Source organism: Oceanobacillus luteolus (assembly GCF_023715655.1).
GTDB lineage: Bacteria > Bacillota > Bacilli > Bacillales > Amphibacillaceae > Oceanobacillus > Oceanobacillus luteolus.
Genome location: NZ_JAMBON010000005.1, coordinates 96254 through 112299, shown reverse-complemented (window position 1 = coordinate 112299; position 16046 = coordinate 96254). Strand labels below are relative to the sequence as shown.

The window sequence follows — 16046 nt, the reverse complement described above, 5'->3', positions numbered from 1 at the left end:
TTGAATTGGCGAAAGAGTAGAATTGTAACTAAACGAAAAACCTCCTGTATGTGTATACGCTCAAAGAATTCAAAATTAAAGCTAGGATTTTCAAAGAAATTAGAAATCCTAGCTTTTTTACTTTGATTAATATCTCCATTTAATTGGATTTTATTATCTATTCAACCTATAAGGGTCTAAATCAATCTCAATTTCCTCATCCATCGCTATCTTCGCTGCTAAAGATCCGATATAAGGTCCCATTGTCAATCCAGAAGCCCCTAATCCAGTTGCAACAACAACATTTTCGAATTCAGGAATAATACCCAAGTAAGGCTTATTATCTGGACTCATCGGGCGGAAGCCAATCCGGATTTCCTTTACTGTATGATTGACTAAACCTGGTGCAACTTTTAATCCTTCATTTAATACTTCTTGAAGACCTCCCGCAGTCATCCGGTAGTCAAAACCAGTCCCGTCCTCTCGGGTTGCGCCAAAAGCAATGCGTGAATCTTCGAAAGGAACAATATAATGGCTACTTTCTTGGGGGAGAATGACAGGTAAATTGGATGTGTCTTCATCGGCAGATAGATGGATGATCTGTCCTCTTTGAGGATTCACATGAATGGAAACACCAATATCCTTCAGCAAATCGTTCGTCCAAGCCCCGGCTGCGACAATAATACGGTCAGCTTGTATAGCACCTTGTTTGGTTGATACTTTAATTTGGTTGTCGTGTTTTTCTAAACGTATTTGCTCCTCTATTACTTTACCTTTATTTTTCTTCACTCCTCGTACTAAAGCTTCAGCTAATAATCGTCCATCTAAACGGGCAGCTCCGGAAATATAGAGTGCATGTAAGTTATCAGCTAGTGCTGGAAAATATTCTTGTGCCTCTGGAGCCTCTAAAAGTTTAATTTCGCCGATTACTGGAAATGTTTCTCTTTTTTTAGCCACTTTTTCTTCCAGGTTATTTAAAACATTTATGTCTTTACTTGTTGCAATTCCACCGGTTTGTTTATAACCAGTATCTGTTTCTCCGAGTTGATTCAAGGAATGTATCAAGCCAGGATAATACTGGGCACCTCTGCTTGCAATGACAAACCAATCAGGGTCATGATATCTCGAGATCCAAGGACAAATAATTCCTGCACCTGCCAGTGTTGCTTTCCCTTCAAGAGCTTTATCAATTACAATAACCTCACAGTCATTGCTTTGGGATAAATAAAATGCGGCACAAGCCCCTACAATTCCTGCCCCTATAACTGCAACTTTCATTGTCTGACCTCCTCTTGTTTTTTCTTTCTAATACATGATTTGACATTCCTCCGTGGAATCCCTTTTTAAATCAGGGTAACTATTGTTTTATATTTAAGTAATGGTGCGAAGAAGAGGGGAGAAGCGCACGTGGATTATAACCTGTTTTTAATTTTATAATGAATAGGACAAATGTTATTCTAAAACTACCAGCTGGAGATAAGAGAATTCCTTCTGGCAATGCGTCTAATATTCTCTCTTTTTCCATTATTCTTACCCTTTACAACGTACTACTACCGAGGTAGTTAAATTGTCAATTTATTTTTTGTTTTTTAACAAAAAAATAAATATTTGGTTCGTCATGGATTTTATTTCGGCTTTGAAGCTTCACATGGTCACGTGACAGGACGAAATACTGTCGGATGCATATAATATATTAAGTTTTGTTTAATCCCTCACGATTAAAATCTTCAAATAAAAGTGTTACAATTGAGGAATCGTAATAATAATTGGTTGTGGGGAGCCCCCACGCATTAAAAGGAGGTCACTCTTTGAACGATAAAGTAAATTCAATACACCATGATGTTGGCAAAAGACGACCAAAAAAGACCCGTTTGATAACCTCTCCAATTTTGTTGGCTGCAGCAGCTTATGTTGGGATCAATAAGTATAGGCAAGCAAAGAAATTGAATAAATACATGGAACAAGCAAGAACCAATACAAAACATATAAGAAGAGTCCTCATTTTAGGTGATTCGGTGGCAAAGGGATATGGATCCCCGAATGGAGGCATTACAAATTACCTGAGAGAGCATCTTGAAAGTAAATTTGGTGAAGTCAATGTAGAGAATGAAGGGATTATTCACCTGACTTCGGAAGGCTTGCTTCAAAAGCTGATCAATGAAAAATTGTACGACCAGCAACTGCAAGATTCCAATCTTGTATTTATCAATATTGGAGGAAACGATCTTCTGCAACACTTCCACAAAGATGGCGCGCGTGCCGTTTTAAAAAACTTCTTTAAAGTCCGCTCCAATTATATAAAAAACTTACAGCATATCATCGAATACATTGAAGCAATCAATCCAGCCATAACCATCGTCGTGAATAACTTGTATAATTCTTTAGAAAAGGACTATCAATTTTTTGGCTTGACGGGGGTTCTAATCAACTATTGGAATTCAAGCATGAATAAGCTTGCCATTATTCGTGTGAATACGAAAGAACTAGGTAGAAAAAAAGATTTGTGGGCAGATATGGTCCATCCTAATCAAGAAGGATATAAGGAACTCTCTGATTTGATCATTAAGCAAGTGAGTAATGTTTTGGAAGAGGTTTGATTAATTATCCACTTATTGCTTCATAGACAGGCCAAGTTCAATAAATTGTCATTCCATTTCAGTAGGCCATCCTCTTTAAGGTTTATAATATAGATGTAGACATACAACAACTTAAGGAGGAATCATCATGAAAGGTTGGCAGTTTGTAGAAACAAATGAACCGTTAGAATTGGTGGAAAAAGAAGATCCGAAAGTTGAAGCAGGTAAAGTAGTTATCGACACAAAGGTGGCAGGTCTTTGTCACTCGGATGTCGGTGTTTTAAGAGATCCAGGTTGGAAAGAATTACTTGGTGAACTTCCTGTCATTATGGGGCATGAAGTTGCAGGTGTCATCAGTGAAGTTGGTGAAGGTGTAACAGACTACCAAGTTGGTGATAAAGTAGCTGTCTGTCCTACTGGTCCAAGTAAAATGGCTCCAGGTTATGCATATGATGGAGGCTTCGGTACAAAGGTTTTAGCACCGGCTGAAGACTTAGTCCGAATCCCGGAAGGTGTTTCGTTTGCACAAGCAGCAGCTGGTACAGATGCCGGAATGACGTCTTACCATGCAACATTCACTAAAGGTGGAGTAAAAGCAGGCATGACAGTCGGTATGATTGGTATTGGTGGATTGGGTCAGATTGCATTAGAAGCTGCTGTTGCAAAAGGAGCTACTGTATATGCGGTTGACTTGAACCCAAATGCGCGTGAATTAGCTAAAAGCTTAGGTGCTGCAGGTACATTTGAAAATGTAAAAGAAATTGCACAATATGAACCAGAGGTCATTATTGATTTTGCTGGTTTTGATGTAACCACTAGAGAAGCACTAGAATCTATTGGTTTCCAAGGTAAAGTAGTTCTTGTCGGGATGGGGAAACTAGAAACAACGATCAATGTCACATCATTGATTACTAAGCAAGCAACATTGGTTGGAAGTAATGGTGGTACGAAACAAGATATTGAAGAAATCTATGAATTGTTTGCTAGTGGAAAAGTGAATCCTAAAATAACTGAAATAAGTTTTGATGAAATTCCTGAAGGTATTCAGATGCTGGAAGAAAATAAAGTTACAGGTCGTTTAGTAGCGAACATGGAAAAATAAATACTTAGAATTAAACCTAAGAGGTAAGTTTTTTATGCTTCTTAGGTTTTTTTGTGCGAAGAACAGTAAAGGAGCGGGGTATCAAGTCCTGCAACTTTAGCAAGGCAAAAATCTCGACTAGTGATTCCTGCCTAAAAAAATTTATGCTAGATTTACTAGACTTTAACTAGATTTCAATATTAGTTAGTTATACTCAAATTGTAGTTGAAATTTGAGAGGAGAGGTTAATTTGTTCAACAATCTTGGTAAAAAACTTGGTGTAGTTGCACTAAGTGCAGGGCTCGTACTTTCTGGTTTAAGTTTAGGGGCGGTCGATGCCAAGCCAGAACATGCTCGAAACAAGGGAAATAATAAAAAAGTAGAAAATGTCATTTATATGATTCCGGATGGATTCAGCTCTGACTACGCAAGTAACTATCGCGTTTATAAAGGGGAAGACGCGGTTTGGGATGCGCATTTAAAAGGGATGTTCACTACATATTCAGCTAACTCTGATATCACAGACTCCGCTGCAGCAGGTACAGCAATGGCCACTGGAAATAAAACAAATAATGGTGTAGTTGGTCTAGATCCTGAGGGAAATGAGCTTCAAACGATTCTTGAGGCAGCCCAAGAAAACGGGAAAGCATCTGGTCTAGTCGCAACATCTACCATTACACATGCAACACCAGCGTCTTTCGCTTCTCATGTAGAAAGCCGTAATAATGAAACTAAAATTGCGGAACAGTATCTTGCTAATGAAGTAGATGTCATACTTGGTGGAGGTAAAGACAATTTCTTACCAGTCTCTAAAGGTGGAAATCAAGAGGAGCTTGATTTGATCAAACAAGCAGAAGAACAAGGTTATGAATTTGTTGAAACTCGAGATGAATTACTAGAAAACAAGGATATCAAACTTAGAAAAGGTGAAAAACTGTTAGGATTATTCGCAAATGGTGCTCTAGCTCCGGAACTTCACCGTGATGAAACGGAAGAGCCAAGCCTTGCAGAAATGACCGAAGTTGCTATTGATATTTTAGAAGAAAACAAAAAAGGATTTTTCTTAGTAGTTGAAGGCAGCCAAATTGACTGGGCAGGACATGCGAATGATGCTGGTTATGCAATGTCAGATGTTGCAGCATTTGAAGAGGCAGTGGAGGAAGCGATTGAATTTGCCGAAGAAGATGGTAAAACGCTTGTAGTCGTTGCTGGTGACCACGATACTGGTGGAATGACGACTGGTTCCAAAGGATCCATGGAGCTCAATGCAGCTGTTTTACAAGATGTAACGGCTACAGGTGATTTTATGGCTGCTCAATTGAATGAAGATCGTTCCAACGTACGTGAAGTACTTGCGAAATATACTGGATTTGACTTGACGAATGAAGAGGTTCAAGCGATTCAAGATGCGAGCAATGCAGCTTTTGCAATCAACACGGTAGTGAGTGATCGCGCGAATATCGGATGGACAAGCACGAACCATACAGGAGCAGACATCCCTGTTTATGCATATGGTCCACAAGCAGAGAAGTTTGTTGGATTCCTGGATAACACAGATCTTCCAAAAATTATGGCTAAGGCGATGAAGCTAAAGTAAGCATTTGAGTTAACGGTACAATCAAAGAGATTCCCCCGAGACATGGTATGAGCCTGTTCGGGGGAATTTTTTTAGATAAGAACTATATTACACACTTTCACATTCTCCTTCTTCTTCTTTGCAACATCCATGCCTCGAGTCCGCCTGAGCCGAAGATTACCCCAAAAACAATAAATACTAGTCCAATAAAATGAGATAATAAAATGGCCTCATTCAGGAATAGAGCTGCTCCCATAATAGAAAAGAATGTATTCAAGTTCAAAAATATGGATGTTTCTGCTGGTCCTAGTCTGCTGATGGCATGATTATACGCCATATGACCAACTCCAGTAGCAATTAAAGCAGAAAATAGGAAGATGAGCCACACTGTATAGTCAGCTTGCTTTAGAGAGGCTATTCCATTTGGTTCTTGCAATAAACTTATAAAGAATAGAGCGACAGAGCCAACGACTAACATGTAGCCTGTCAACAATCTGGAATCCATGGTTTCTGCTGCCCGCTTGATCACTATAAAACTAAGAGTTTGAGAAACTATTGATAATAATATGTAGAAATCTCCTAGATTGATTGTCATGATACCTCCGCTGCCAGCTAAAACAGTGAAGCTCACTCCAATAAATCCAAGGATAAAACCTGCGAATTGGAGACGCGATGGTTTTCGTTTTAAGATGATTGTGGCAAAAATGACTGTCAATACCGGACCCATTCCCAGAATCAGTCCCGTGTTCGTGGCACTGGTCAACGTCAAACCAGCTGCTAAAAAGTAATGATGGAGGACGACGCTGAACACTGCACCCCCCATTATAAAATACCATTCTTTCTTTTTGGGCAGCCGTAATGCTTTTGTGACTCCCAAAATTAACATGACCGTTACTCCAGCTGTAAAAATACGAAGAGAAGTAATGGTAATTGGCATAAAGTTTTCTACAATCACTTTAAGCGCGGAGACATTTATCCCCCATATAAGCATGACAAATAAAACGATGAGATAAATAACACGAGGATTTTTGTTCAATATTATTTGCACCCCCCCGGTTTATGATGAAAACAGCAATTACGATGTTCAAATATGTTATATGCTATTCTATCATAGTTGCTGTTATTCTTGAGTTTCTATGAACCGGGAGTCACAACCTTTAAGAACAACTAAAATCCCGAGTAACAAATACTCGGGATTCTTTCACTTTATTCCTTAATCACACCACAAGCAACCCGTTCACCGGAATTTCCTGCAGGGTCCGTTTTATAATCATCTGCTTTAGAGTGAATCATTAAAGAAGTTCCCCCCTCTTTTAAGAGCGAATTTTCCTTACCTTTTTCCAATGTAACCATCTCTGCGAGCGCAGTTGCTGATACAGTTCCTTGTTCTGTTACTTCAATATTCGGAAGGTCCCCAGCATGAGGTCCTTCTGGGTTCTCAAATCCGTGCTTTGCGTTTGTCGGATTAAAATGGCTGCCTGCTGATTCGAATGTAGGTGGTTCACATAGCCCTTTCTCATGGATATGGAATCCATGGACACCTGGCGATAGGTTGGAAGCTTCCAAATTAATGCTCACACCATCCGATTTTTGTTCCAGTTTCGCTTCCCCGATTGTTTCTCCTTTGGTATTGATTAACGGAACCGTAAGCGATGAAGCTGATTCCTTCATAATGTCAGTAGATACTTCAACGCTTGATTCATCCACTGCATATGTATCTTGGTCATTTTCTGTACCTATTGCTTGGTATGCGTGAAAATTAACAGCCCAAGAGAAAGGAAAAGTAGAGTTAATCTTTTCATGTTTTTACCTCCGTTGAATTATTTTTAAGGCATTCACATTATTTACATGAAAGTGATGAAGTAAACATCGAAAGAAAATGAAGTAACTTTTGTTGGCAATGGCACTATAATTACTGGTTGTTATGAGATAATAGAAAATACAGATTCATGTGACTAATCAAAATAGGATAGGTGAGGGATGTAAATGAAAAAGCAACTAATGGACATGTTGGAAAGTCGTAAAGATGAAATGATTGAAATCCGTCGTTACTTACATGAAAATCCGGAACTATCTTATAAAGAAGAAAAGACAGCACAATATATTGCTGACTTTTATGAAGGGAAAGATGTGGAGTTACATACCAATGTGGGCAACGGATACGGAATCATCGTTACTATCCAAGGGGGCAAGCCAGGAAAAACAATTGCACTCCGAGCTGATTTCGATGCACTGCCGATTCAAGAAGAAACGGATGTACCATTTAAATCGAAAAATGATGGGGTCATGCATGCTTGTGGCCATGATGCTCATACTGCTTACTTGCTCGTACTTGCCGATTGTCTCATCCAATTGAAAGATTCCTTATCTGGAACGGTTAAAATCATCCATCAGCATGCAGAGGAAACTCCACCCGGCGGAGCAAAAAGCATAATGGAATCCGGTCTGTTGGATGATGTCGAGAATGTTTATGGGGTCCACTTTTTTCCATTCCACCCAACTGGTGTAGTCAGTTATCGAAGTGAATATGCTATGGCAGGCAGGTCATGTTTCAAGCTGACGATTCAAGGTAAAGGTGGACATGGATCTTCGCCACATTTAGCCAATGATAGCATTGTAGCGGGGTCACACTTTGTGACAGCAATCCAAACGGTTATCAGTCGCCGGATTAATCCTTTTGAGATGGGTGTCATTACGATTGGTTCTTTTGACGGAAAGGGAACGTTCAACGTAATCAAGGATAGTGTGGTGCTGGAAGGTGACGTTCGCTATATGACATCGAAGACACAGCAAGTCATTCAAGAGGAAGTGGAGCGGATTGTTAAAGGTATCGAAGCTCAATTTGGTGTGACATGCGAGTTGGAGTATGTTCCTGATTATCCGCCGTTATATAATGACCCGGAAGCAACTGCTCATGTGGTTGCTACGTTAGAGAATTCCGATGCTCCGGAGATTAAGGAAGTTAAGGAATTCCAAATGCTTTCTGGTTCTGAAGACTTTGCTTATTATCTTGAAAAAATCCCCGGCTGTTTCTTTTACGTAGGCTGTAAACCAAAAGGGGTGGAGGATGCTTATTTCAATCATCATCCGAAGTTCGATATGGATGAGGATTGTATGCTTGTTGCGGCTAAAGCGGTTGGAGAAATCGTTTGTAGTTGAATAAAAGAATAGTTAACACATTGAAAGGTCTCCGGAGACATGGTTAGTCCATTCTCGGGAGACTTTTTTAATGGAAGGAACTCGCAGGTAGCAAGGCTTTCCCAATGATGATTCCGATTCAACTCCTTATTATCTGAAAATTACCCTTGACCTGTACACTTAACCGTTAAAGTGTGTATAAAGATATACACACTATAACACCTGAGGCGGAGGAGATTACATCGTGAAGGAAACAATGCAAACGGTATTGCACGTAGCAAAACCGGGACTGAAAGTATCAAAAAGAAACTTTATCAATTTGTTGCTGTTTTTTACATTTTATACGGTTCTGATTATTATGGGTTTTGACCTTCTGGGTAATAGTAAATTTGCTATTTTAGACCTGTTATTCATTTTGCTATTTATCTTTGGGCCTACTTGGTTTAAAGCGAAAGGCATGCAATTTCAAAAGATAAGCGGTGACATGTGGGGGTTTCCTGCAGTTGTCATGAATTTACATTTGCCGATAAATGGAAAGATTGTTGTTTGGAAAACACTCTTCATCTATTTCTTGAGCTCCATCCCTTTTCAATTATACATGCTGCTGATGGTATACCTTTTTAATCCAGATATAAGGGGGATATTGGAACCCGGCAGTTATATAGCTTTTGCACTGATTTGGTTATCGTTTGGAATTTATGGAGGTTTAGCGGCGCTTTCCCTGGAAGTGGTAGTATACAAAATACCATCAGGTAAAATGATTTCCGTTTTATCCGTTCTACTTGTCATTTTAGGAATCGCTGTCATTTTGTTTTTCCCATATATCTTCGAGAACAGCATCGTAGGTTGGAGTGCAATTTTGGCTGATCGATGGAGTATTGCTTCTGGAATCATTTCTATTATATTGGCGATTGTGGGGCTGCGTTATTGGAGCAATAAAATGACGGAACACTTATATGAGGTAGACTATCTCTAATGGAAAGGAGCGTATTTCTTTGCTTCCTATAAAATTATCAAAGGATTCAAGAGAACCAATCTATCATCAGATTGTCAATCAAATAAAGGCTTTGATTGCCGGTGGTCATATAGCTGCGGGATCAGCACTTCCCTCTATTCGTGCATTATCCAAGCAACTGGAAATCAGCAGTATTACTACAAGGAGGGCATATCAAGATTTGGAGGCACAGGGCTTTATTCAAACGCTACAAGGTAAAGTTACGTTTGTTGCAGACATATCAGAAGGACAAAAGAAGAAAGTTAAAGTCTCTACTGTAAGAAAAATAATGGAAAGCGCTGTAGAAGCTGCTCTTAGTTTTGACTACAGCATCGAGGAAATCGAAGAAATCATCCAAGATATTTTAGCTTCTCATTCAAAAGAGAAAGGGGATAACAACTAGTGGAACCCATATTGACCATCTCAAACCTGGAAAAAACTATTGAAGAATTTCATCTGGGACCTATGGAAATTCGAGTAGCGCCATCGCAGTTCTTTAGAGTTGGAGGATATCATTACTATACTATTAACTCCAAAACAGCAGAATACAGAAGGAGAATTAACTCTTAAGTAATTCGCTTATCGTCAGTATTGAATCGTTCCTCTATATTTGAGATACTTATTTTGTAAATAGCAATTGAAGGAAAACATATGAAGATATCAATTAGAATGGTCTGGAGGAGAGTACATGAGTAAGGTAAAAAAGGCAATCATCCCAGCTGCAGGATTAGGAACGAGATTCTTGCCTGTTACGAAAGCAATGCCGAAAGAGATGTTGCCGATCGTGGATAAACCGACGATCCAATACATTGTAGAAGAAGCAATTGCTTCTGGAATTGAAGATATCATTATTGTAACCGGTAAGGGGAAACGTGCGATTGAGGACCACTTCGACCATAATTACGAGCTAGAACAAACCTTGTTAAATAAAGAAAAATTTGATTTGCTGGAGAAAGTGAACCAAGCTTCCAACATTGAACTGCATTATATCCGCCAGAAAGAACCCAAGGGCTTAGGACACGCCGTATGGTGCGCAAGAAAGTTTATTGGTAATGAGCCATTTGCTGTATTGCTTGGTGATGATATTGTAGAAGCCGATACTCCAGGTTTAAAACAATTAATCGATCAATTTGATGAAAAGCAAAGTTCCATTGTTGGTGTGCAAACGGTAGGTGAGCATGAAACCCATCGTTATGGTATCGTCGATCCAAGCACGAAGGAGGATCGTCTCTACGAGGTGAATCATTTTGTAGAGAAGCCAAAACCTGGAACAGCCCCGTCAAATTTAGCAATCATGGGTCGGTACATATTCACCCCTGAAATATTTAATCACCTGGATAAACAGCATATTGGTGCACAGGGAGAAATCCAACTTACCGATGCTATTCAAATGCTGAATGAAGAGCAAAAAGTTTATGCTTATGATTTCCAAGGTACACGCCATGACGTTGGAGATGTGATGGGCTTTTTGAAGACAACGGTGGAAATGGCTTTAGAAAATGAGGAATTAAAGCACGAGTTTTATGAGTTTTTAGAGAGAAAAGTGAGAGATATGAAATAAATTGGTGGCCCACTATTATCACCAAGAGGAGCAGCTATCTTTTTACGTAGCTGCTTTTATTCTTGTTCTTAAGAAGTTGTGTCTCACTTTCGAATATTGAAAACTAGCAGTGCCTCTGATAACATGAAGAGTTATGATATGTATTTATAAATAGAAAAGGGGAATAAGCGGTTTGGACGATGCACAGAAAAAATCTAACTTTTTTAAGGACACTTTACCAGGAATTATCCTTTGTCTGTTTATTATGCTATTAGGTATGGTTGGTGCCGACTTGATTGGTGAGGTGCTCAAAGGGATTGGAGTATTAGAAGCAGACAGCAAATCTCCTGTTTCTGGAATATTTGTTGCTATACTGCTTGGAATTATTGTACGAAATTTAATAAAAGTCCCAGGTTTGTTTTCAAAAGGAATCTCTTTTTCTATGAAGTATTTATTGAGGGCCGGTATTATATTACTCGGTCTTCGGTTAAGTTTGATGGAGGCTTTAAAGCTAGGTGCAATTGGAATTCCGCTTATTGCTGTATGTATTACGGTCGGTCTAGGCATTACGTTATTTTTGACTCATAAGATGAATCAATCCATAAGGTTAGGAACGTTAATAGCGAGTGGTACGGGAATATGTGGAGTCAGTGCAATCATGGCTACGTCTCCAGTAATCAAGGCGAAGGAAAATGAAATCTCTTATGCGGTAGCCAACATCACCATATTTGGTTTGACTGGAATGCTGATTTATCCTTTTCTTGCAAATTTTTTATTTGCAGATGATCCGATTAAAGCAGGATTATTTTTAGGAACTGCCATTCATGACACAGCTCAGGTGACAGGAGCAGCTTTAATATATGACCAGATGTTTCAATCACAGGCAGTGGTTGAAGCGGCTACGGTAACGAAGCTTACGAGAAATTTGTTCATCATTGTAATCATTCCATTAGTATCCTATATGTTTTTAGCGAAATCGAAGGGGAATAAAGTGGATAGGGACAATACAGTCAGTTTACCAAAATGGTATACTTTTATCCCATTGTTTGTAATTGGGTTTCTACTTCTTTCTGTTCTCCGGACGATAGGTGATGCAACATTGGTTGCGTCAGGTAACGCATTTGGAATTATTGGAGAAGATACCTGGCATGCCTTATATACTGAACTAAGCTCATTTGGAATCACCTACCTACTAGGTATGGCGATGGCTGGAGTCGGGCTTACCACTGACTTTAAGATGTTTAAAGGACTTGGGCTGAAGCCGTTTTATATTGGGTTTGTCGCGGCAGTTTCGGTAGGTTTGGCAAGTCTGTTGCTGATCGCAATGTTTGGTGGATTAATAAATATGTAATGATTTAAGAATAAAACCTTGTCTGGAAAATATATTTCAGATGAGGTTTTTTATTTCGTGTTAATTGTCCTCTATAAGTCACTGCATGTACAATTGTTGTTGTAGAAAAAATTCACCTGTGTTAAAATAGTTTTACCTTATCTGAATAATCTATTTTTGACCTATATTCGGAAAAGTGTATTTTATTTTTGCGTTCTATAATCTTTACTCACCTCTACCTTTCTTACACCAAGAAATGAAAGCGTGTTCAATGCTGGTTATTCAATAACTTCTTCAGCACACCAATGATTCCACTGACATTTAAAGAAGTTTAATTAATAGTAGTAAATATAAAAATATAGCAAAGGGGAGTCATGAATGTTGAAAAAGAGACTGTTGTTTCTGCTTGTAATGGTAAGTTTGTTAGTTCTCGCTGCATGTGGCGGTGGGGGAAAGAACATTGCGATTGGACCACCTGCTAGTGAAACAAATTCAGCCTCCAAATTAATTCTAGAGGCATATGGAATAGGGGAAGATGACTACACAGCTTATCAAGAGGGTTTTGGTGATGCGGCGGATGGAGTGCAGGATGGAAACATCGATGTATCCATTGGAATTCTAGGATTGCCTGCCGGAAGTATTGAGAGTTTGCAAGCTTCTGCTGGAGATGTAAAATTGCTTGGATTATCCGATGAAGCAATCGCACATATTGAAGAAAATAGTGGTTATCGTCGTTATACGATACCAAATGGGACCTATGACTTCATGGATTCAGATGTGGAGACGGTAACTGCTTATGCGATCTTGATGGCAAGTACAGACACGATTTCTGAAGAACTCGGATATGAACTTGCTAAGAGCATGGTAGAGAATGCAAATGAAAATACCCATGCTCAATCTGCCCATATGACATTGGAAAATGCACTAAATGGAGCAGAGGGCCTGCCGATCCACCCGGGAGCAAAGCGTTACTATGAAGAACAAGGATTAACGATTGATAACCCGGTGGCTGAGTTGAATGTATCTGAAGAAAAATCTGAACTTATCTTAGGAACGGGAAGTCAAGGAGGTACTTATTATCCACTTGGCGGAGAGATGGCCAATATTTGGAATAACCATATTGATGGTATAAATATCACCAACACAGAAACTGGTGCTTCAATCGAGAACATGGTAGGTATCCGCGATGGAAACATTGATTTAGGGATGACGGTGCATGTTCCTGCTCAAGCTGCTGTGAATGGGGAAGGTGATTTTGAAGGAGAAGCGGTGGAGAATGCTGCATTTATTGGGCACATCTATCCGGAAGTTATTCAGATTATCACTCGCGAAAATACAGGAATTGAGAGTATGGATGATTTAGCAAAATAATTACAGTTAAGGGATCTTAAATTTAGTAGATCCCTTTCCTACTATTAAACTCTTATTTTTAGAGGAATTTGATTAACAACTTATAGTACTAATAAAGGAAGTGTTGGAATGAATGAAAACAAGGAGCTGAATACTACCGAAATATTAGAGAAATATAGTCAAGAAGAAAACTATCGGAAGAAAATTGGCCGGTGGGCTTGGGTAGTAACATTTTTAGGTGTTTCTTTAACCCTTTTTCATCTTTATACAGGTTACTTCGGTACACTTCCTTCCCAAATGCAGGGTGCTGTTCATTTAGGTACAGCTTTAGGTATTATATTTTTACTATTTCCTGCAAAGAAAGGTTGGCATAAAAAACAAAAGACAGTACCATGGTATGATGTTATTTTAGCATTTACAGCAATGTATGTGACCTATCATAAAATTATTTTCTTTGATTCAATTTTACAGAGTAGAATTTCCGGTTACAGCACCATGGATGTGATCATTTCAGTACTCGGAATTTTGTTATTGTTGGAGGCGACAAGAAGAACAGTAGGTGTTCCGATTGTAATTGTTGCATCAATTACGTTGCTCTATGCTTTATTCGGTAATTTTGTTCCTACGCAAATCCTATCTCATCCAGGGTTTGCTTTCGAAAGACTTGCTACTGATATTTGGTATAAGGAAAGTGGTGTGTTCGGCACACCGATACAAATCTCTGCAAAGTTTATTTTTCTATTCCTGTTTTTCGGAGTAATTCTTGTGAATACTAAAATCGGGGAGTTTTTTAATAACCTTGCGTTTGCACTTACAGGAAGATTTACTGGTGGAACGGCTAAAGCTGCGGTTACTGCTAGTGCATTGCAAGGAATGGTGTCTGGAAGTTCAGTAGGTAATACAGTTGCCTCCGGATCTTTCACCATTCCGATGATGAAAAAGTCAGGATTTAAACCTGAATTCGCAGCGGCAACAGAAGCATCGGCATCTACAGGTGGACAAATTATGCCACCACTAATGGGGGCAGCCGCATTTATCATGATGGAGTATTTAGGTGTATCCTACGCGACCATTATGCTGTCCGCAATTATTCCAGCCATTCTTTATTTTACTGGTATCTTTATCGGAACTCATTTTGAAGCAAAAAAATTAAAAATATACGGTTTGCCTAAAGCAGATTTGCCAAGTTTCCGGAAACTTATGGCTCAAAATTGGTATATGCTCTTACCGGTTGTGATTATAATCGGGACGATTATGATAGGTTTTACCCCGCAAAGAGCCGCAATCATGGGGATTGCTGGAGCCTTTATCGTCAGTTTTATTGATAAAGAGTCACGAATGAACCTGAAGAAGCTTATATATGTTCTTGAACAAGGGGCACGTGTAGCTTTGGCGGTAATTGCAGCGGTTGGTACAGCTGGCATTATTGCAGGGGTAGTCAGTATCACCGGTCTTGGTGCAAAGTTCGCCTCTGGAATTATAGCACTGTCCGGGGGGATATTGATATTCGCCTTATTCTTTACGATGATTGCATGCCTTGTTCTTGGAATGGGGTTGCCGACAACAGCGAATTATGTGGTTACAGCGACGGTTGCAGCTCCTGTACTGATCAATGAATTCGGTATCGCTCCTATCGCTGCACATATGTTTGTATTCTATTTTGGAATTGCAGCGGATATTACACCACCTGTTTGTCTTGCGGCATATGCCGGAGCGGGGATTGCGAGAGCTAATCCGTTCAAAAGTGGAGTCATTGCTGTTAAGTTGGCAATCGCTGCATTTATCGTACCGTATATATTTGTATACAATGAAATACTCGTATTAGTAAATGTAGAGGTGATTCCACTAATTATAGGATTAATAACTGCGCTTCTCGGAATGATGGCTGTCAGCAGTTCTGTAATTGGCCACTTCATGCGGGATTCTTATCTTTGGGAAAGACTTATTTTATTTGCTGCCGGAATTATCCTGATTATTCCAGATTTCGTAAGTAGTGCAATAGGTGCTCTACTTGTTCTCGGTATTTACTTTATTCAAAAAAGAAGAGACGATGATTCAGGGAACATGGAAATGAAGGCAACGGTTTAATTTTTATACAACGAAACAAACACACAGGAAACAACGATTCTGTGTGTTTGTTTACTTATCATATGGTGTTTGGTGTCCATGTTCAAGAATTGCAGTATTTATTAATTTCCTCCATACTCAGCGAATTGTTTAAACATATTCTCATTTTCTATCAGTCCACAAACGCCACATTGAATTCTGAATTTTGGTCCGTTATATGGATGATGAAATGATTCTGTATTTCCATCCGTATATTCCGTCAGGACTTCTCCGGTTGTAGCGTCGAGCTTAACAGGGGTGGCCACTTGCTCAATGATATTAAAGCGTGATCTGTTTGTTTTGCAACTTGGACAACGATACGGTTTATTCACTTAAAAACCTCCTTTATCATGATTCCAATAAAGTATTTTAATAA

15 protein-coding genes are annotated in these 16046 nt (G+C 39.2%); 10 read left to right on the top strand and 5 right to left on the bottom strand.

Features of this window, described 5'->3' with window-relative positions:
* Positions 1-153: 153 nt before the first annotated feature.
* Together M3210_RS05865 and M3210_RS05860 are read right to left on the bottom strand one after the other, a co-directional pair.
* Complete coding sequence (locus tag M3210_RS05865; protein ID WP_251512372.1) at positions 154-1257, bottom strand: NAD(P)/FAD-dependent oxidoreductase; 1104 nt, start codon at positions 1255-1257, stop codon at positions 154-156.
* Positions 1258-1336: 79 nt separating this feature from the next.
* Entirely contained in the window at positions 1337-1504 is a 168-nt protein-coding gene (locus tag M3210_RS05860) for a hypothetical protein (RefSeq protein WP_251512370.1), read from the bottom strand.
* Positions 1505-1787: 283 nt separating this feature from the next.
* Between M3210_RS05860 and M3210_RS05855 the strand changes: the two genes are divergently transcribed.
* From M3210_RS05855 to M3210_RS05845, 3 genes are all read left to right on the top strand, one after another.
* On the top strand, positions 1788-2576 hold the full coding sequence (locus M3210_RS05855; RefSeq protein ID WP_251512368.1) for a GDSL-type esterase/lipase family protein: 789 nt from the start codon (positions 1788-1790) through the stop codon (positions 2574-2576).
* A gap of 127 nt (positions 2577-2703) precedes the next feature.
* Positions 2704-3657 (top strand): zinc-binding dehydrogenase, encoded by a 954-nt coding sequence (locus tag M3210_RS05850; RefSeq protein WP_251512366.1) that lies wholly within the window; start codon positions 2704-2706, stop codon positions 3655-3657.
* 229 nt (positions 3658-3886) lie between these two features.
* A complete protein-coding gene (locus M3210_RS05845; RefSeq protein ID WP_251512363.1) occupies positions 3887-5233 on the top strand; it encodes an alkaline phosphatase in 1347 nt (448 codons plus the stop codon).
* 97 nt (positions 5234-5330) lie between these two features.
* Here M3210_RS05845 and M3210_RS05840 read toward each other — a convergent pair whose 3' ends face one another.
* Both M3210_RS05840 and M3210_RS05835 read right to left on the bottom strand, forming a co-directional pair.
* Entirely contained in the window at positions 5331-6248 is a 918-nt protein-coding gene (locus M3210_RS05840) for a DMT family transporter (RefSeq protein WP_251512361.1), read from the bottom strand.
* Positions 6249-6418: 170 nt separating this feature from the next.
* The gene (locus M3210_RS05835; RefSeq protein WP_251512359.1) at positions 6419-6919 is read right to left on the bottom strand and encodes a superoxide dismutase family protein; all 501 of its coding nucleotides are present in this window, start codon (positions 6917-6919) and stop codon (positions 6419-6421) included.
* Positions 6920-7198: 279 nt separating this feature from the next.
* On the opposite strand from M3210_RS05835, the gene M3210_RS05830 reads away from it, so the two are divergent.
* The 7 genes from M3210_RS05830 (at position 7199) to M3210_RS05800 (ending at position 15652) form a co-directional block, all read left to right on the top strand.
* Positions 7199-8371, top strand: coding sequence for a M20 family metallopeptidase (locus M3210_RS05830; protein WP_251512357.1), 1173 nt, complete (start codon positions 7199-7201; stop codon positions 8369-8371).
* 223 nt (positions 8372-8594) lie between these two features.
* A complete protein-coding gene (locus tag M3210_RS05825; RefSeq protein ID WP_251512355.1) occupies positions 8595-9326 on the top strand; it encodes a hypothetical protein in 732 nt (243 codons plus the stop codon).
* Between the two features lie 19 nt (positions 9327-9345).
* Positions 9346-9747, top strand: a complete 402-nt coding sequence (locus tag M3210_RS05820; protein WP_251512353.1) for a GntR family transcriptional regulator — start codon at positions 9346-9348, stop codon at positions 9745-9747.
* 285 nt (positions 9748-10032) lie between these two features.
* Positions 10033-10905: a UTP--glucose-1-phosphate uridylyltransferase GalU gene (gene galU, locus M3210_RS05815; RefSeq protein WP_251512351.1), complete on the top strand. Its 873-nt coding sequence runs from the start codon at positions 10033-10035 to the stop codon at positions 10903-10905.
* A gap of 172 nt (positions 10906-11077) precedes the next feature.
* Positions 11078-12235, top strand: coding sequence for a YeiH family protein (locus M3210_RS05810; RefSeq protein WP_251512348.1), 1158 nt, complete (start codon positions 11078-11080; stop codon positions 12233-12235).
* A 357-nt stretch (positions 12236-12592) separates the two neighbouring features.
* Positions 12593-13585: a TAXI family TRAP transporter solute-binding subunit gene (locus tag M3210_RS05805; protein ID WP_251512346.1), complete on the top strand. Its 993-nt coding sequence runs from the start codon at positions 12593-12595 to the stop codon at positions 13583-13585.
* 108 nt (positions 13586-13693) lie between these two features.
* A complete protein-coding gene (locus M3210_RS05800) occupies positions 13694-15652 on the top strand; it encodes a TRAP transporter permease (protein WP_251512344.1) in 1959 nt (652 codons plus the stop codon).
* 101 nt (positions 15653-15753) lie between these two features.
* Here the strand turns inward: M3210_RS05800 and M3210_RS05795 are convergent, their stop codons facing one another.
* Positions 15754-16002, bottom strand: coding sequence for a DNA alkylation repair protein (locus M3210_RS05795; RefSeq protein ID WP_251512342.1), 249 nt, complete (start codon positions 16000-16002; stop codon positions 15754-15756).
* Between the last annotated feature and the right edge of the window lie 44 nt (positions 16003-16046).